Genomic DNA, 19195 nt, shown 5'->3' with positions numbered 1-19195 from the left:
GAGTGACGGTAAGTACATATTCTATCTAATAACCTCAAAGGCGGCTCAATAGCATTTTCCGATAAGGATATTCTTGATAACAAAAGAGTCGGCGCCCTCTAGGACACCGATTATAAAGCAATATCCTCTTGCTCCATCTTAAATGAACATTGGATCTCGTATTGGTTGAATGAGAAAACACTTCCGCCGTGGGTTCGCTTGGTTGTGACTGTCTCATCACCAAATTGAATCGTCACTCGGGTATACACTTTTTCGTGTACCTCTACCGTGCATTCAGCAAGGTTGGTTTCAAACTCCGCTTCGAGTGTATCTAACTGTGACTTTGTATTTTCAATTGCGAGGTTATTCTTCTCACGTTGCTGCTCAATTTCTAGGGCTTGCTCTTCGCTTCTCTCTGCTTTCGGGCGCTTCTTAAATTCTAACTCTTGACGAATCACACCCATGGTTTGCTCTTGAGTGTGTTTATAAGTTTCCTTCAGCCCCGCGATCTTTTGTCGGTAGCCATCGTAGCGTGCAAAACCATGTACCTTGGTTGCAGTGTCTCCCTCAACACCTAAGAAGACGCATTCTATTTTTCCGCCGACTTTGGCTTCACCACCGCTGAGCGTGCCATGCTTTTTCAAACTGTCCATTACGACAAGATTGTTTCCACAGCGAATGTCGTTACTCATGCTATGCACGCCAAGTCGAATGTCACCAGCGGTTTGCAGTTCTGCATTCTGAGCGTAGCTCGCGGTAATTGAACCTTTACTGAATACCTTACAGCTTTTCGCCTCTCCCTCTTTGGTGGTGTGGCCGATAATACCTTTCGCGACTTTGATGTCACCTTGAGCCTGCACTTCGGCCGATTCAATAAAACCACCCACCGTAATACTGCCAGTCGCTTTAACAATCATCCCCGGCTCGATGTTGCCAGAGACAAAAACATTACCTTTGAATTTAACGTGCCCAGTTGAGACATCAACGTTGGTGACACATAAGGCGTCATCCACTTCAATGGTTCGGTCTTTAATGATGGGCAATCCAGGGTATGAGGCGAGTAATAAATTTGGATCTTCAGGAGAGATGTAGGTGCCCTTTCCAGGCTTAATTAAACTATCTTGTCCTGGATGCGGTGGGATAATTCGGCCTTGGACGGTAAAGCCAGCGATGCCTTTGGTTGCGGGAGTACGTTTCATTAATTGATCATTTTGACCAACAGTAATAGTTTGTCCCAAGTCTCGCATATCAATCTTGCCTTCGTCTTTGCTGCGAGGCTTCAAGACTTGGCGTGTAATATCTTCAACCAAAGCGGCAAACTTAGCATCTTTACCTTTTACTGGTTGTGTCCCTTTAGCGACGGGCTGAGTAAACTTTTCGCCAGGCTTAAGTTTACTACTCATCATCAGAACTTTTCTGAGCGCTAACTTATTTATTCCTTTTGTTATTTGAGCTTGAGATAAACACTGGATGATGTCGCTGCCACGCAGTGGGTGTCCATTGTGTGGACCAGTGACCACGAGACTCGCCAACATCTCATCATCAGACAGTTCGACCGCAACACTGGCATTTCGAACTTCGGCAATCAAGATTCCTTCATAAGCTTCACCCTTACCTTCTTTAGCAAGAGTAACGAAACGTAAAACCTCTTCTTCGAAAAGAAAATAGTTTGATGCATTCAAAGCTTCCAAGGTTGGTGGCAGCGTCTTGTTATCAAAGCTTGCGTCAACCACAGTCCCGGTTGGCAGACATGCCATTACTTGTTGCTTGTCTTCCGACAATTTAACGATGTTATCCCACATTCGAATTGAGTATCCCTAATGACTCAGTTGTTATTCAGTCTATATAATTCATTCTGCGCTGAGTATCACATTATTAGAATAATCAGCGTCACATCACTTACTTTCGATTCTGCAAACATGACTCATAAATAAGACTTACACATTTTATGATCTACTTCGCCTTTACAAATACATAGGAAAATTTTTTCAGAATATTTCGTGCGATTGAATGTTGATTCGATGTAGGACTAGATAGTAAAGGCGAATAGCTTAAGAAGATTAAAGGCTGTAATGGAGAGATGGAACAGAAGTGATGAAGCTGATAATCAGAGTGAAAACGGATTTCAATATGTAGCTTCAGTTTACAGTGTAAATCCAAGATTCTAATTTACACTGTAAATCTAATTTGTAGCAGTCGGTCTATTTTATTGATGGCTTGTCTATTTACACTGTAAATTTGCTAGCAAAGCATCGACATCTTTACGAAACTGAATCTCTGCTTGTTTCCGACCAACAAATTTAAACTGTTCGATACAAGTCCCCCAATCTTTCTGCTGAATAACCTTTGCGATGAGTAAGTCAGAAATACCTATGTTTCGATCGTTACTGAGTAGAATCAAGTTCAGTACGCTGAAGCTGATCGCATCATAACTGTTGCCACCGTTCACGTAATTTCTAACTAACTGAGTTTCAAACTCGCTAACGGTTTGGACACTCTTTGGCAGCAGTGCGCGCACCATATCGGATTCAAGTGAAACCAAAGAACCTGAAACAAGAAAACAATAGCTACGCTCGAAGTGATTTTGAACTTGGTTAATCCAACTTTGAGAGTTTGAGTTAAGCGCCTTAACCATCAGAACCGAGTGACAGCCACTTGCCTGATCTCGCTGGTGGCCGATGTGTACAGCTTCGAATTCACTACCACGCCAAAAAGAAATCAATTCGCCGGTCGCGCCAAAGCTTGTCGCCAGATAATCTGCTTGACTGGTTTGCTGTGATAACTGAACCAACATCCAACGGCCAATACCCAAACCTTGATGACGTGCTGAAACAGCAATGCGCATAACTCGAAGGCACCGACTGGTCGCCGCCTGAGTACAGCCAAGTTGGTTTGCCAATAACACGGGAGCAAGGTGCCCTTGAGGCCTACGTTTCCCTAGTTGAATTTGAGCAATCAACTCGCTATCCAAACCACCCTCTTTCGTCACTAACATACAGCCTAAGCATTCGTCTTTATGCCAAACTCCATACAAACGGATTGCTGGATTGTTGAGAAACTGCATTAAGTCATTTGGCGATGTCTGATAGTGCGCGTCCACAAGAAGAGAGAAACATTGTTGTAGCTGCTCAGGATTAGCCAAGCATTCTGCTTTTGATAACTCGACCAAGTTTAATTGGTTGATTGCCTCGGCAGAAAAGCCATCGAGTTCATCAACCGCCGAGTCACTGAGTGATGCGTCATTACCAAGTAGGAAGCAATCAAACAACCAAGCTTCTAGCGGATCGTTGTTATTCCAACGAATCGGTTGTTCGAGCTTAAAGCCTTTCCACCCCGGACGATGCTCAGAAAGCCAAGATTCAAACTTAATACCGAACCCTCGTCCACTGCCTTCGTAGCCGTGTACCGTGGTTGAAAAGACTATACGGTGATAGATGTCGACCATGGATTTAAGCATTGGAATTGGAATTGCAGCTGCTTCGTCAACCAATAACAGATCGCAATCCGGCTTAGATTTAAGTAATTCATCTGCTGCGACGAATCTTAAACTGCCACCTTGATGACGAATGTGAGTAGCGTTAACCACTTCGCAAGATTCCAACCCTTGGCAAGCATGAGAAAATACCGGTTCTACCGCTTTCACTGAAGGCGCGGTAACAATAATATAAAACCCGTGACGCTCAACTAACAGCTGCGCTGCGGCAATACCCAATGTCGAGCTTTTACCACGCCCTCTATCCGCAGTGAGAATCAAAGGACGTTTACGATGTCCAGACACTACCTTTTTAACTAATTCAACAGCCGTGTTTTGCTGTTCAAATTTATCCAATCCGTTTTGGGCGCTTTGCATCTGAGGAAGAGCGTGAGTTGCTTGAACTACATCGCCTGCTTCATTGTGTTGTGAAACAGAAAACAGTTTATCGAAATGACGTTTTAACCAACATTGACCAAAGCTCTCGCTATCTTCAGAGGCATCAATTTTTGGCGGCAACACCAACAGCAGCCCACCACCAACTAACGAACCCAACGCGGCACTAAAACCATTCGCATCGAACTGCTCTCTAAAATCACAAACAAGAACTTGGCACTCACGACCAAGCAGTTGTTGGCCTTTTTTAACTGGAGCATGAATCACACCTTCAAATGGCGTACCGCCAATCTGGAAGATACTCGGAATGTTTGAATCTTGAAGGAAGGTAAAAACAGCAGAGTTTTGCCAATCAAAATCGCCATCAAAGACCACGCCGTAGCGGTGATCGTTATATTGAGCAATATTAGAAAGTGTATGTAGAAAAGTGTTGGTTGGGTTTGTCATAGTTAGCGTCCAGATTCATCTAAACACAGTTTATCACAGCCAAATAAAAAGCCGCATAAAGCGGCTTTAGAGGAGTAATGAAAAGTCGTCGACTTAGTCGAGCTTCGATTGAACGAAGGCGAGGATTTCTTCCATTGTTGCATCATCAACTTTCTTAAGGTTCAACGCCAAGTTTGAACCCTTACGGCTGTAGGATGCGCGGCCCTTAATAAGCTCAACTTTTGGAGAAGCTTTCTTCGCTGGCGCTGGCGCCAATTCAAGAATCCAACCTTCCAAAGTTTCTGTCACGTCTTTGGTTAGACGAGTTACGCCTTGAGCTTCGCTACGCTGCCATACAAAACCTTCAGAAGCATCACACTTAGTGAGTAGTGTTTGCTGCTGCTCACTCGTCAATCCACCAAACTGCTTGTGCAGCTTAACAATGGTTGGACGCCCAAGGTCGCTCACATTTGGGTAAGCTTGTAGCAATTCAAGTGGTAAAGCGGCCGCTTTCAATGCACCACTCACTAAAGCTTCACTGCACTGAAACATTTTCGCCAGTGCTTTCTGGTCTTCAGCTTCGCCTTTATCTAGCTTCGCTTGCATCTCTTTGCCCTTCTCGTAAAGAGAAAGCGGTTTATGAGCGTTAGCAACGTCTGATAGGAACTTAGCGTGTTCGCCGTTAATGTTTTCAGCAACATAGATTAGGAACTCTTTGTCAGCCAAAATACATGACATACGACGACGGCTACCATCAAGAACTTCAATCTTACCGTCTTTGTTCTTACGACCAACCGCTGGGTATTGCTGACCACGTTCTTTCAATGTTGTAAGAACATCAGAAAGCGCATGCTCGTTTAAGAAAGATTGCTCACGAGCATTCTCTTCAAAAACAACCGTTCGAGTTGCCACTTCAGCCGCAGGGATTCGAACCAATTCAAATGAAACTAAATCTTCGCCAGCAACAGAAAGCTCGATCACTTGAGCCTGTTCTTTTGCCGCTGTTTGCGCTTCTTGTGGTGTTGCTACGCGACGTTTGTTTGCTTTACCAAATAGCTTTGCATTTAAGTCAGATGTTTTAATTGCCATTGTTGTTATCCCTGATTAAGTGAAGGCCAGTTGCTATGTAATACGCGCTCTAATTCTAGAGCACTTTTTTGTACTGCGTCTTGAGCAACAGCTAGAGTTTTCTTACCGCCCTCAAAGTCGCTCACCGTTAGATCGAAAACCGTGCTGTAAGTGTCGGCACAGGTTTCAAAAGCACGGCTTCTTGGAATGGTTGCCATCATTACTTGGTCATTCAACAGGTAATTCATTTCAGTCAGAACTGACACCTGTTTCTTGTTATCGTCTTCAAACATGGTTGGCATTAGACGAACAAATTCTAGCCCTTTCCAATCATCCGGGAACATTTCGTAAACCGTTGGTAAATGCTGGAAGAAGTTAACCGTTGAAGCCCAATCCAAACGCTTAGCAGCACATGGAATCAGAAGTGCGTTCGACGCGTACATTGCATTCCATACTAGCGGGTCAACGTGCGGGCCGGTATCAATCATAATCACATCGAAATCATCGGCGATTTTGTCGATAAGCTTCTCTTTTAACAGACGAACAATATCAAGTGACTGATCTTGTGAAAGGCTTTGCCACGCTTCAGCGTTAAACATCGCATCTTCTGGGAAAGCAGAAATTGTCTTGAGGTTTGGATACTGAGTTGGCAATAGTACGTTCTTGCGAAGGAATTCCAGGTCGACACCTTGGCCTTCAGGCACATTGTCCAGCATGATATCGACGGCAGAATAAATGCTGTCGTGCTCTGCACCACTAATTTGTGGGTTTAAGAACAGACGCAAAGAACCTTGTGGATCCAAGTCAATCAAACAGATACGGTAGCGCTTATCTAAATTCAGAGACAAACAAGCGGCTAAGTGAACCGCTGTCATTGATTTACCCGTACCACCCTTCTGGTTTTGTACGTTGATAATCCATGGCTTATTGTCAGCGTGCTGCTTACGTTCATGGAACTTTGGCACTTCTGCCGCTTCCATCAACATGTGAGCTTCTGTCAATGAAATCGAGTAATGATTGGCGTTGTTCTTTGTAAACTGATGGCCATCAGCTTCAAGTTTAGTGATCGCTTCATCGAGTTTACGACGCGTTAAACCAGAACGAGTCTCCATCATAGCTTTAGACATTGGAGGGAAATGTTCATCACTTCGCTCTTCCAAAATAATCTCAATTCGGTCAGCCTGAACTTGTTGAGTTTGTTCGGCCAGCTGATAGAGCTTATCAATCGTTTGTTCTCTTTTCATTGCCAGTTTCCGTAATGATTAACTAAGTACAAATTGTACAGCGATTAACAACAAACACAACAAAAACATGAACATACATTTATGAGTAAAATCACATAAAATAGACCGCGTTTTTACAATTTGATGAAACATCGCCTTAGACAAACACAAAAATGACCGTTTTTATCATGCATAACCATGTTATTTCTAGCCTACATTTAAAATGTTACAGCATCACTTATTTACAATGTAAATGGAATTTCAGTGGAAAACCTTCGGAACGATTGAAATACAACCGTAGATTACGGTTGGTGTGATTTGCATTCGAATTTATAGATTTTCAACCCAAATTAAAATTAAAAAACGCTCAATGAACAAAAGATTCAAAACAGAAGAGAAGATGAGGTGTCAAAAAACAATAGAGGATTGGAGCCTAACCGGAAGAATGATCATGGAACACATCCAGTGTAAGATAATTAATAACGCCAAATTATGAAGCATGATCAAGGCGTAAACTTAGCAATATTGATCCGAGCAACTGCACATTGGAAATGATCAACTTCCGGAAAAATGATCAAGTAAACATCGTTCCGGAAGCATGTAATTTATGAGCTAAGTTACGGACAAATGCTTTTGGAATGGGGATTCAACGCCTATAAGGGCTCAATTATTGAAAATTCAATCGACACAGACCGAGAATACACAAACATGACAATTTCATGATCATGCTTCCTAGTTAAGACCCGCCAGCGCTAAATACATCAAACCAATCCATTTTCAGCGGATAGAGACTAAATTTTGCGCTCAATAGGGTAAGAACCATAAAAAAGTATGTTCTCTTGATCATTGTTCCGATAGATTGGCCGCCACAAGTGTCCACATAGACAAGTCAAAGGCGACTTAGAAACCGATGTTGAATTCCGATCTGTGGATAAGCTGTATAAGTATAATGATCATGCTTTCGAACCAATAATGATCATGCTTACAATGACTTAATGATCATCGTTCTGATGTTCTGTGATCATGCTTTCTTAAATTTAATGATCATAGTTTCGGAACCTTTATGATCATGCTTTCCAAGGCGATTTATTTTAATACTTTAAATTCAGCCACTTAAAGTCAAACTTACGTCCAGATCATTAGATCACTTAATCATTTAAGATCATATTAATCAAAAAGATCAGTTATTTAAAAGCCAATAAATTCTCTTTATTTATGATCATTCTTTCTTTATCATTCAGGAACTATAGTGAAATTACGGTTAGTGTGATACGGATCAAAAATGAAACCAGAAGAGAAATTGTTAATTAAGGCACGAAGCCACAAAGATGGTCATTTATTTGAGGTATCTGAAACAGCCGTTGAATGGATAGAACAATATCAACACTTCAAAGGTGTCACCAAAAGCATCGTTGAGCTTCTCAACCTAATTTCACTTCGTGGGTTTAGCAGCAAAGACGGGTACGTTTCCACCACTGAGATTATTGAATCAACCGATGGTCAAGTCACTCGCGCGGCCTTACAGCAAAGGCTGAGAGCAGCAGTCAATATCGGATTGTTCAAACAAATCCCCGTTCGCTTTGAAGAAGGCCTTGCTGGTAAAACCATGTTGCATCGCTTTGTGAACCCAAACCAATTGATATCGGTACTGGGTGCCACCAGCTTAGTGACAGAAAGCGTGAAGCAAAATGAAAAGCAAAAGCGCTCTAAAGCCCTAGCTCAAACCAAAGTAAACAAGCGCTTACTGAATGAACATGGACTGAATACCCCACCAACGATGAAAGACGAAGCGGATCAATTTATTGTTTCGCCAACCAATTGGGCGGGGATTATTGATCAAGCGTTAGCGCCACCTAGAACTCGTAAGAGCTACCAGAAATCCATGGTTTCGATCTCTGGTACTCGAGCTGTGATCGAGACACGATCTTCTAAAAATATCATGACCGTTGACGATCTGATGACGCTATTCGCGTTATTCACACTCACCGTTCAATACCATGATCATCACCAAGATGATTACCATCTAGACGCGAAACACACGCCGAACAAAACACCACTCTACATCACGGACATTTTGTCTTTACGTGGCAAGAAAGACAGTGGTCCTGCACGTGATTCGATCCGCGACAGTATTGATCGTATCGAATTCACGGATTTCCAACTGCACGAGCTTACAGGCCGTTGGCTTAGTGAGAACATGCCAGAAGGCTTTAAGAGTGATCGTTTTCGATTCTTAGCTAGAACCATTACCGCATCGGAAGAAGCGCCTACAGAGGGCTCTGACGGTGAAATTCGCATTAAACCGAACCTATACATCCTCGTTTGGGAACCTTCGTTCTACGAAGAACTGCTGACGCGTGATTATTTCTTCCTATTTCCGCCAGAAATCCTGAAGCAACATACCTTGGTCTTCCAGATGTATTCGTACTTTAGAAGCCGCATGGCACGTCGCCATTCAGATTGCATGTTGCTCAGTGAGCTCAACCAGAAATTGGCGCGTAACATCGATTGGCGTCGTTTCTCTATGGATCTGATCCGCGAGCTCAGAAAGCTGGGTGAAGTCGGGGATCAAGAAGATACCTTCCTGGTTAATCTTTGGGGCTATCACTTAACGATCACCGCGTTGATCGAAAAAGGCAAAACGGCTGATTATCAGGTAGATATCAAATGTAATGTGGAAGAAGTACTACGTTACTCAAGAGCACGTACCACCAACGCAGGCAAGCGTAACATGGCACCAACGCTGCCGAACCCGCTTCGTAACGAAATGGTGTCTAAGCAGAAGCTGGAAGAGCTGTCTGAGATTATCGACGGTGAGTTTGAGCCAATTCAGCGCAAAGCACCTTCGCCACGAGGCAAATTGGGACGTCGAGTTAAGCAGCGTAAACACTCTGTTGAGATCAACGCTGACGAGATCATGATTACTCTCTCTAAATATACCTCTGCAGAGGCTCTAGAACGCAGTATAACGGCTTTGTCTGCTATGACAGGGCACTCACATGCCTCTATCAAAGAAGAGTGCTCAGAGCTCATTGAGAAGCTTGATTGGTTGAGAGTAGGGGAGGACGTTATCCCATACGAGACACTGAGTCGTTTGATTGAGCTTTACAACGACCGTGATAGCACCAGCAATCGACATTTATCCATTGAGCGTTTGATCTCTGGTTTAGCTGTGCGTCGTAAAGTGTGTAAACAGGTTCATGAAGGTCACCTTGACGAAAATGTGTTCCTTGCACTCGATGAAATGGCGATTGGCCATTAGTTATTTCCGATAGCGATAAGCCTGTTTTATGGTCGATGAATGGATAGTTTGAACACATTAGGTGCTGATTAAAACCGCACCTAACGCTGACAAAGTTCTGACAATGTAACGCATCCAGTTGATTATTATTTATCCCGAATAGACAACCTTTGTCCTTTCTTATGATTAATAGATTGGCTCATATTTTGTTACATCATACTGAATAGATTTTTGCGAGTTCCTAAGGGACTCGCTTTTTTTTGCCTGAAATTTGCATAATGATTAAAATTCAATAGCTTACGTATTACTCCTTACTGCTAACCCTGAAGCATGATCAAGGTTAGATCGTGCTTTTTACGGATCCTATTTGTGAAAGGATTCTGCTTTGGTGTTTGATCGATCAGGGTTAAACCGTGGAGTGGATCAGTGGCATTGACGTAGAGCTGCACCTTGATCATCGTTCTGGTGTTGGCTTGCCATAAAACGCACATGCGATTCGATCAGTTTTTCTGATTCTTCCTTCCAGCGCGGTTCTTGTTGTTGGTTAGCAAACTCCAAAGCCAGCACACATAAGTGTTGTACCCGCTTGGTACACCACTCTTGTAGGCCGGGTTCCGCTTTTGGGTCACAAGACACCGCCTGAAGCTTACCGTAAGCAAACATCAGGTATTGATAGGCCTTTTCTTGATGGTGCGGGTTTTCGATTGAGTTTCGATAGAAAGTAAAGATTCTCAGGCACCCGTCTAGCCAACATGCGATGCCTTTACTCTGCTCATCTGTGATCAATGGCCCCCAGAGCGCATCTGGAGGCGTTAAGATCAAAGGTTCTAACCGGTCCACTTGATCATGCTTTCGGTCTTTGTACCAATCTCCGATCCGCTCTAACCAAGTGTCTAGTTCATTCATGCAACGTTATCCCACTGTTTTACAAAGTGATTATCAGTAACTTGCTTGATTTCATGCTGTATTTCACAGCTCTGCTCTCGAATTCGGTCTGCGTTTATTGAATAGTTTGGCTCATTTTTGACGAGTTCGCCAAATGGCAGATCGGGATCGGGAACGGCAGAGATCAACAGTTTAGTGTACGGATGTTGTGGATTGGTTAAGATCGACTGGGTTGATCCCCATTCAACGAGCTGCCCTTTGTACATTACCGCCGTCTCTTCTGCGATGTAATGTGCCGTAGCAAGATCGTGAGTTATGTACAAAAAACCAATCCCCAACTCTTTCTTCATTTTTTGCATCAGGTTTAACACGCCAAGTCGAATTGAAACATCCAACATCGAGGTAGGTTCATCGGCAAGGATAAGCTCAGCACCGACTGCAAGTGCTCTTGCTAAATTAACCCGCTGCCTTTGGCCGCCACTGAGCTCGTGAGGGTATTTAGCGAGTGTTTCGATGGGGAGCTCCACCAGCGTTAATAGCTCTTTGAGACGCTCTGTGAGAGCCTGTTTCGTGGCAACTTGCTTATGGATTTTAAGCGGGCGCGTTAAGTGGTGCTCAATGGTGTGAGTTGGATTAAGTGAGCCAAATGGGTCTTGAAATATCATTTGTACGCGGCTGCGGTAATCCAAGATATCTTTACGGCTTTTTAGGGTAGAGATGTCTCTGCCATTGAACAGTATCTCTCCCTCTGTCGGTGCGTAAACCTTGGTCATCAATCGGGCGCAGGTGCTTTTCCCGCAGCCTGATTCTCCAACCAGCGCCAATGTTTTACCGGCATGCAAATCAAAACTCACCCCATGTAGTGCTCTAAAGATCGCTTCTTTGCCAAATCCACCGTCGACGGTGAACTCTTTAACGAGGTTTTTCACTTGAAAAATAGGTTGTGACATGGAGCTCTCCTAGCACGTAGTCGCGTGCGCATGTTCGTGAATGTTAGGGAAAGAACTCCATAGCTTTTGGGTATAGGAGTGCTGAGGGTTGTTACGAATCTCATAGGCTTGGTTGATTTCAACGATCTGGCCGTGGCGCATGATGGCAATGCGGTCACATAGCTGGCTCATTAGTGCGAGGTCATGGGTGATGAACAATATCGAAAACCCAAACTCTTCTCTGAGTTGGTGTATTTGCTGCAGAATTTCGCGTTGTACAACCACATCAAGTGCCGTTGTCGGCTCGTCCATGATGATCAATTTGGGATTGAGGGCGAGCGCGATGGCGATGACTAAGCGTTGACGCATCCCTCCGCTGAACTGATGCGGGTATTCTGTTAGGCGGTGGCGTGGAATGTTTACAAGGTCGAGGAGCTTCTCTGCGCGGTCTTTGGCTTGTTCGTTGGTCATTCCTTTGTGGTGACGTAAAACATCAGCGAACTGCTCTTCAATGGTCAGTACGGGATTGAGTGAGTTCATCGCACTTTGGAACACCATGGCGATTTCGCTCCAACGCAAGGTGTTCAAGTGGTCGTCAGATAAACCGAGCAGATCTTGCCCGTTGAAAAGTATCTTCCCTCCAGAGATGAAAGCAGGCGGCTTGTGTAAACGGTTAATGGCAAACGCGATGGTACTTTTTCCGCACCCGGATTCGCCAGCCAAACCAAAAATTTCGCCTTGGCCAATGCTAAAGCTTACGGATTTTACGGCATTAAAATCACCGTCATCGGTGATGTAATCGACACATAGATTCTTCACTTCGAGAAGTGGTTTATCTGAATTTTCCCTAGACATGTAAATACTCAGTTATGATATTGATAACTATTATCATTAACATGCATTGGATTTAGTGGAAGCGACGAGCACGAAAAGGATGAAGTGCCTCGAAATTTAAATTGGGTTATTTCACGAATTTTCAGTAGAAAAGAAGCATTGAAAGCGGGGAAAATGAGAGTTGGATCAAACCACATTTCTTATGGGGAATCCTCTAAATGTAATTGCAGAAAATGGCTTTGGCAAAGTTTAAATGAGGCATTTATTAATTAGCTTTGTGAAGCGTCGGAATCATCACATTTCAGTACAGAATTTCTTAACAAGCGAAAAAGCATTTGCTACAGATTACCTGTCCATTACATGGTGCTTTTCGGAGGAAAACATGTCCATTAATTCTATCAACCATGATGAAATGACAAATATTGCAAACAAGTGGGATGCTGAAGAAGAAGTATCTTTCAAACCAGAAAAGAAAATGAAGTCTGCTGAAGCTCGTCGTCGTATCGAGACTCTAAGAGAAATTAGAGAAAGCGGTTTGAGTCTGGAAGAAGCGAGGGAGCTAGGTCTTATTCACTAATAATTCCCATTGCATTTAGAAGGGTGGCACAACGCCACCCTTTGATTTATAAATACTTTTTCATAATTCTTATCTCGATTAAATCAACCCTTTGCTTCTTTAGCTCGCTATTCCGCTTAACCTATCCCTTTTTGACATTACGCTTTATAGATGAAAAACACGCACATGGCATACTCTTGAACCAAGTTGTTTGACAGTAATATTCAACGCCACTAATTTTAAAGTTAACGCAAAAATATGCGATGTCGTTGGTAAGGAGAAGGCTATGTCTAATTCTGTGGCTCAAGCTAAAGAAGTGCTGTTTTACGAACCTGAAGATCCAAACGGATACCTGTCAAATTTTGCGGCTTGTCCTATCAAGGTGGGTGATCAAGTTTGGGCAACCAGCGAGCATTATTATCAAGCAATGAAGTTTATCTCCGAAGCGCTACGCAATACTATTTTGGAAGCCAGTACACCTGCTGAAGCGTTCTCTTTAAGTCGTGACTATGAAGACCAAGTTCGCGAAGATTGGTATGACATTCGTGTTGAAGTGATGCAGTTTATTGTGACTGAGAAGTTCAGACAGAACCCACAGTTTGCGCTGTTTCTTACCAACACCGGAGATTCGGTGATCAAAGAACATTCGCATAAAGACCACTTCTGGGGCGATGGCGGCGATGGAACTGGCGAGAACCATTTAGGTAAGATTCTGATGACAGTGCGTCAACAGCTTCTCACTCAGCAACAGCATTTAATTGCTTCGCATTGACTCGTCGATTCAGATAGCGGGCATATTTATGGTTGCTTGCCCCTACAGACGTATTTAAAAGGCCGCCCTGCTATTCAATATTTAGCAGGGCGGCCTTTTAGGTTTTAGAGAGTTAGGCATCAACGATAGTTAAAGTGTGTTACCAAGCTATTCGTTATCAAACGGTTCGCTATCAAGCTATCCGTTGCTAAGTTCTACGTTACGCTGGTGCTACAAGTAACTCTGTACGATGTCATCGAGCTGACCATCGTCTTTCATTTGGTCGAGGCGTTGGTTGATGAAGCTTTGCAGCTTAGGATCCATCTCAGGGTCAAACGCTAAATGGATAGGATAGTTATTGATTACAGAACCAAACTCTTGCATCTGGTAATCATCAATATTCAGTTTTTGCTCGTTTAGGTTGTATTTGATTCGAGATTCCATTTCCACAAACACGGTGTCACCGGGGGCACGGTTCAGGACTCGAAATGCAGCCGTGTAATCTTTTACTCGAATCTCGTTGAGCTTGCCCTGTTGGATATAAGGTTCCAAGTTCGGATACTCAAACCCCACCAGCAATACTACTGCTTTCCCGTCTAGATCATTGATTGTATTGAACTCAAATGGCTTTTTACCACTACTCAGCAACACGTGTTTTACATTGTAAATCGGGTCTTCAGATAGGTTCACAGATTGGATGTTTCCCCAACTAGGGCTTCCATAGGTAACCCAGTTTGGGTTTTCTCTCGCATCGAGCTTGTCGATCATTCGATTAAAAGGGTAGGTGTGATAGTTGATTTTATATTGGCTGTCATCAAACACGGCTTCCACAATATCTGAAACGATTCCTCTGTGAGATGACCCGTCAGTTTCGATCTGAAAAGGTTGCGCTTGGCTCGCAATAATGTAGTAGTGAAGAGGTTCGCTTGCAAAAGCATAACTGCTTGAAAACAAACTGACTATGGATGCAAAGATAAGATGTTTTTTCATAACCTTCCCTAGTTATTTGATGAATGACTACTATTATACTAGTTGAGTAATTGTAGTTTGCTAGGATAACAATAATGGTAATTTTTGTATGGTGACAAAAGGAAAACGCTATATTGGACTCTCCCGACAGTTGATCGGGGTAATCATCGCAATCAGCACCTTATTTACAGTTATAGTGACAGGTCTAGGGTTGTATGTGGAGTACCAAAGTCGAGTTTCTTTTATCAGCTCTCAGGTCGAACAGGTTAAGGCCGGTTATCTGTCCGGTTTAACGTCCAGCTTGTGGGTCGAAGACCGTGCTCAGCTTTTTGTTCAAGCAGAGGGCATCTTTCGTTTGCCGTCTGTGAGTTACCTCTTGATTGAAAGTCCCGATGAAAAAATCCTAGAGTTAGGACAAAAGACTGAAGGCCGATCTTATTCCCAGTCTTGGGAAATGGTACATCAGATGGGGGGCACCGATTTCCCGTTAGCGACGCTCACGGTGCAATCTGATTTAAGTATGATTCTTAATGATTTTGAAGAACGAGTGTTACTGTTGCTCGCCTTTGAAGCCGTCAAAATATTCTTGTTGTCTTTGGTATGTTTAACAATCGTCTATCGTCTCGTGGTGAAACGCTTAATGATCATGTCTTCTCAGATCAATCTGCAGCAGGTCGAAGATAATAAACCGCGCTTTTTAATACCCACCGATTCTGATTACAAAGATGAGATCTCGACACTAGAGAGCAGTTATAACCAGTCTATTGAACGTATTCGTCAACAATACCAAGAACTGGAAAAAGCTAAAGATGTTGCAGAGATTGCTAACCGCAATAAAAGTGAATTCCTTGCCAATATGAGCCATGAAATTCGTACCCCTATGAACGGGATTATCGGGTTGTCGTCTCTCCTTTCTGAAATGGACATGCCGAAGGAGCAAAAAGAGTATATCAACATGCTCAATACCTCTTCGCTTACGCTGCTCGACTTAATTAATGACATTCTCGACTACTCGAAGATCGAAGCGGGACGACTAGAGCTTCAGCAAGAGCCGATGAAAATGATGGGCATTGCGGCCGATGTTGAATCGACCTTCCGAGTGAAAGCTGAACAGAAAGGGCTTCGATTCCAATTAGCGATAGATCCTAAGATTCCAACCATGGTGATTGGCGATGCTACTCAACTTAGACAAGTTCTAAATAACTTAGTAGGTAACGCCATCAAATTTACCGAGCATGGGCACGTCACACTCTCTCTTCGTTTGGATGATGTGATTGATCCTGAGCAAAAGCTCAGAGTCAAATTTGAGGTTGTCGATAGTGGTATCGGTATTGCGGAAGACAAACAGAAATCGGTATTCGATAAGTTTCAACAAGCGGACGGTAGTACCACGCGTATTTACGGAGGCACAGGGCTTGGCCTAACGATATGCGAGAAGATCGTGACATTGATGGGCAGCAAGCTTGAACTAACCAGTGTCGAAGGCAAGGGCAGTACATTCTATTTCACTGCTGATTTTGATCCGTGTTTAGAAGTGGACGAACGCAATATCGATTTCAATAAGGTTTCGGTTCTGCTAGTGGATGACAGCCAACTGAACATGCGTATAACGTCTGCACAGCTTCAATCTTTCGGCGTTAAGTCTGAGTGCTGTGAAACGGCAAATCAAGCGTTAGAGCTGGTTTCAGAGTCTGTGGCCAAGTCATCGCCATACGACCTCGTGCTGATAGATAAAGTGATGCCGTCCGTTGATGGCTTTCAACTGGCGAGAAGCTTAGTTGAACGCTTTGGTAGCGAGTGTCCTAAGTTAGTGATGATCTCAGCTGATCCTAGAAAGCAAGATGAAGCTCGCGCCAAACAAGTGGGTTTTGTTGCCTACATTGCACGCCCTTATCAAGATAATCAGCTTAAATGGACCATCAGCGAGGTGCTCGCGAGAGCCGCTGATACTGCAGCCTTTACCTATCCGAACAGGGGTGAGGTCGCGTTTAAAGACACCGAACTTGTTCCGTTAACCAAACCTGCAGCGGTTGTACAAGAAACACTTACTGGCTCTGATAATGCGGCACTAGCTGATAAACAAGCGCCTATTCAAGCAGAGTCAAAACCTGTCGCGGTTGCTGGAGAATTTAGTGGTACGGTATTGGTCGTTGAAGACTCTCGAGTAAACCAACAAGTCGCTAAGATGATGCTCAAGAAGCTTGGCTTTGAGGTTGATATTGCCGACAACGGTGAAATTGGTGTCGAGAAATTTCAGGCCAACAAATACGAGATGATCTTTATGGATTGTCAGATGCCAGTTCTCGATGGTTTCGAGGCTACCAAGCAGATCCGAGCCCTTGAAGAGGGTTCTTCAAAACACATTCCAATCGTTGCTCTGACGGCCAACGTCGTGCAGCGAGACAAGCATTTGTGCTTCGATGTAGGCATGGATGAGTTTTTACCCAAGCCTGTTAACCAAGGGAAACTGAGAGAGATTGTTGCCAGTTTCTTATCGAAAGAGACTGAATCGGGCAAGGAGCATGAGCAAAAAATAGTTTAGTTGAGTATTTCTAAGCTTACTTTCTTTAAAAGAGTGGTGAGGTGAGTGAGGCATCGTCTTTTATGCCGTTGGTTTTGTTTTAAGTATCGTGTGAAATAAAATGGCAAAGGTGGTCTGAAAAGACCACCTTTTTTGTTTGTGTAGATTTGAACTTAGTCTCTGTTTATTTAAACTTAGTCTCTGTCGATCGCAAACGGAGACCATGCTTGGCGAGTCGGCATCACTTCAACGCGGTTGATGTTGATGTGATCAGGCAGCGTTGCGATATAAAACATCTGCTCGGCGATATCCTCTGCTGACAACGGTGTGGTGCCTTGGTAAAGATTGTCTGAAGCCGTTTGGTTGCCTTTGGTTCTTACTAGAGTAAATTCCGTTTCTGCGATGCCTGGGGAGAGGTCAGTCACTCGTACCCCTGTGCCTTGTAGGTCGCAACGTAGGTTGTAACTAAACTGTTTTACAAACGCTTTGCTTGCGCCATACACATGGCTTCCTGGATACGGCCATTGCCCAGCAATTGAGCCTACGTTGATGATTGAGCTGCCCGCACCGCTTTCAATTAACTTCGGAAGCAGAGCATGTGTGACATTGACTAACCCAGTGACATTGGTGTCGATCATAGTGTGCCAATCTTTTAAGTCCACATCAGGTGCGCCTTCCGGTGCCAAGGCTAAGCCTGCATTGTTAACCAGCGCTGTAATCGACGAAAACTCAGAGGGTAGCGAATCAACTGCTTTTTTTACGGCGTCTGCGTCTCGAACGTCGAGTTGAATCACATGTACAGGCACCGTCAATTCTTCCTTTAGGTCGAGTAGCCTTTCGATTCGACGGCCAGACAACACTAACGACCAGTTATCTTCTGCAAAACGTTTTGCCGCTGCTTTGCCGAAACCTGAGGTTGCCCCCGTAATGAACGCTATCTTATCCATAAATACATCCTTCTAATTTGAAATTAACATAAGTAGTGCCATGCCGATCAAAATCGGCGCGGTCGTTGTTTTTGCAGACAAGTTCGGTACTGATAGATAAAGCTTTTGCCCCAGTACATTGCCAATCAAAGCTGCCGGTAATAGCCATAAACCTGTGATGAACGATCCTTGGTTAAATGCGCCAATCCACATGAAGCCGATCAGTGAAATCGCTGAACTCAACAGAAAAAATACAATCGCGGTGGATCTCTGTTCACTGGTTTTAATGGTTAGATTCATCAAATACGTCACTAATGGCGGCCCACCTGAAGAGGCGGTGGTCATGCTAAACCCCGAAATTGCTCCCGCCCAAAACGCGTGTCGTTGGTGTAACCAAGTGAGGCGTAAGTCCAAAATAATCAGCGTACCAGCGACCAAAGACATCATCGCGATAAAGGCCTTCAAACCTGATTCCGATATCACGCTAATGAAATACAGCGAGAAAGGCACTGCAACCAACATACCTATACACAGCGGCGCAATAAGCCGGATATTAATGGTGGTTTTACTTCGCTTGAGCAGAGGAAAGGTACTTAAAAAATCCAACAGGATAGCGATGGTTACGGCTTGCAATGGTGAAACAATAAAGCTGAGAGAGAGTGCTGCGATAATCGCAAACCCAAACCCGGAATAACCTCGAATTACTCCAGCAAACAGAATCATTGTCATCGCCAATCCCATTTCCACTCTTGCTCACCTCTTTGCTTTTGATATTGCTGCTGCGTTAATTAGCGTTCGATGAGACTTGTCTCGTCTGCCTTTCAATCTATTCACACCTAAGAATTTTGAATAGAGCCAGATCGACGATTGGATTGGGTCAGGCTGTTGTTTGGATCGGGGACGAGATTTGAGCTGATTCACTGGCCCAAGATTTTGTTGAAACTGACACTATGAGCTTCGCCCTGTTTGGGACGAAGATTATTGCATCCGATAGCGCAACCTTTTCAATCTCGTGCTTC

Annotated in this window: 14 protein-coding genes; 4 read left to right on the top strand and 10 right to left on the bottom strand. The window is 43.8% G+C overall.

Annotated elements, in window-relative coordinates:
* Nucleotides 1-110: 110 nt before the first annotated feature.
* The 4 genes from OQJ75_RS08665 to OQJ75_RS08650 form a co-directional block, all read right to left on the bottom strand.
* Nucleotides 111-1781 (bottom strand): DUF342 domain-containing protein, encoded by a 1671-nt coding sequence (locus tag OQJ75_RS08665; RefSeq protein WP_265972393.1) that lies wholly within the window; start codon nucleotides 1779-1781, stop codon nucleotides 111-113.
* A gap of 419 nt (nucleotides 1782-2200) precedes the next feature.
* Nucleotides 2201-4294, bottom strand: a complete 2094-nt coding sequence (locus tag OQJ75_RS08660) for a GNAT family N-acetyltransferase (protein WP_265972395.1) — start codon at nucleotides 4292-4294, stop codon at nucleotides 2201-2203.
* A 93-nt stretch (nucleotides 4295-4387) separates the two neighbouring features.
* Nucleotides 4388-5362: a ParB/RepB/Spo0J family partition protein gene (locus tag OQJ75_RS08655; protein ID WP_017065141.1), complete on the bottom strand. Its 975-nt coding sequence runs from the start codon at nucleotides 5360-5362 to the stop codon at nucleotides 4388-4390.
* A 5-nt stretch (nucleotides 5363-5367) separates the two neighbouring features.
* A complete protein-coding gene (locus OQJ75_RS08650; protein ID WP_265972397.1) occupies nucleotides 5368-6585 on the bottom strand; it encodes a ParA family protein in 1218 nt (405 codons plus the stop codon).
* 1261 nt (nucleotides 6586-7846) lie between these two features.
* Here OQJ75_RS08650 and OQJ75_RS08645 point away from each other — a divergent pair.
* Nucleotides 7847-9826 (top strand): replication initiator protein RctB domain-containing protein, encoded by a 1980-nt coding sequence (locus tag OQJ75_RS08645; protein ID WP_248399023.1) that lies wholly within the window; start codon nucleotides 7847-7849, stop codon nucleotides 9824-9826.
* 402 nt (nucleotides 9827-10228) lie between these two features.
* Here OQJ75_RS08645 and OQJ75_RS08640 read toward each other — a convergent pair whose 3' ends face one another.
* Genes OQJ75_RS08640 through OQJ75_RS08630 form a run of 3 tightly spaced genes read right to left on the bottom strand, consistent with a single transcriptional unit; the run spans nucleotide 10229 to nucleotide 12474 of the window.
* Nucleotides 10229-10711, bottom strand: a complete 483-nt coding sequence (locus OQJ75_RS08640) for a transcriptional regulator (RefSeq protein ID WP_265972398.1) — start codon at nucleotides 10709-10711, stop codon at nucleotides 10229-10231.
* Nucleotides 10708-11640 (bottom strand): ATP-binding cassette domain-containing protein, encoded by a 933-nt coding sequence (locus tag OQJ75_RS08635; protein ID WP_265972400.1) that lies wholly within the window; start codon nucleotides 11638-11640, stop codon nucleotides 10708-10710. Before OQJ75_RS08635 ends, OQJ75_RS08640 begins: the two co-directional genes overlap by 4 nt.
* Before the next feature lie 9 nt (nucleotides 11641-11649).
* The gene (locus tag OQJ75_RS08630) at nucleotides 11650-12474 is read right to left on the bottom strand and encodes an ABC transporter ATP-binding protein (protein ID WP_017082903.1); all 825 of its coding nucleotides are present in this window, start codon (nucleotides 12472-12474) and stop codon (nucleotides 11650-11652) included.
* Between the two features lie 361 nt (nucleotides 12475-12835).
* On the opposite strand from OQJ75_RS08630, the gene OQJ75_RS08625 reads away from it, so the two are divergent.
* A complete protein-coding gene (locus OQJ75_RS08625; RefSeq protein WP_017061218.1) occupies nucleotides 12836-13030 on the top strand; it encodes a hypothetical protein in 195 nt (64 codons plus the stop codon).
* 190 nt (nucleotides 13031-13220) lie between these two features.
* Nucleotides 13221-13781, top strand: a complete 561-nt coding sequence (locus tag OQJ75_RS08620; protein ID WP_265972403.1) for an NADAR family protein — start codon at nucleotides 13221-13223, stop codon at nucleotides 13779-13781.
* Nucleotides 13782-13991: 210 nt separating this feature from the next.
* On the opposite strand, the gene OQJ75_RS08615 is transcribed toward OQJ75_RS08620, so the two are convergent.
* Nucleotides 13992-14750, bottom strand: a complete 759-nt coding sequence (locus OQJ75_RS08615) for a substrate-binding periplasmic protein (protein WP_265972405.1) — start codon at nucleotides 14748-14750, stop codon at nucleotides 13992-13994.
* An 88-nt stretch (nucleotides 14751-14838) separates the two neighbouring features.
* On the opposite strand from OQJ75_RS08615, the gene OQJ75_RS08610 reads away from it, so the two are divergent.
* Nucleotides 14839-17271: a response regulator gene (locus OQJ75_RS08610; protein ID WP_265972407.1), complete on the top strand. Its 2433-nt coding sequence runs from the start codon at nucleotides 14839-14841 to the stop codon at nucleotides 17269-17271.
* A gap of 173 nt (nucleotides 17272-17444) precedes the next feature.
* Here OQJ75_RS08610 and OQJ75_RS08605 read toward each other — a convergent pair whose 3' ends face one another.
* Nucleotides 17445-18197, bottom strand: coding sequence for an SDR family NAD(P)-dependent oxidoreductase (locus OQJ75_RS08605; RefSeq protein WP_102265466.1), 753 nt, complete (start codon nucleotides 18195-18197; stop codon nucleotides 17445-17447).
* 12 nt (nucleotides 18198-18209) lie between these two features.
* Nucleotides 18210-18905 carry a sulfite exporter TauE/SafE family protein gene (locus OQJ75_RS08600; protein ID WP_102265468.1) on the bottom strand — a complete coding sequence of 232 codons (696 nt, stop codon included), beginning with the start codon at nucleotides 18903-18905 and terminating at the stop codon, nucleotides 18210-18212.
* Nucleotides 18906-19195: the final 290 nt, after the last annotated feature.

The sequence above is a fragment of the Vibrio sp. 14G-20 genome (assembly GCF_026241515.1).
In the GTDB taxonomy this organism is placed as follows: Bacteria; Pseudomonadota; Gammaproteobacteria; order Enterobacterales; family Vibrionaceae; genus Vibrio.
This window is presented reverse-complemented; position numbering and strand designations above follow the sequence as displayed.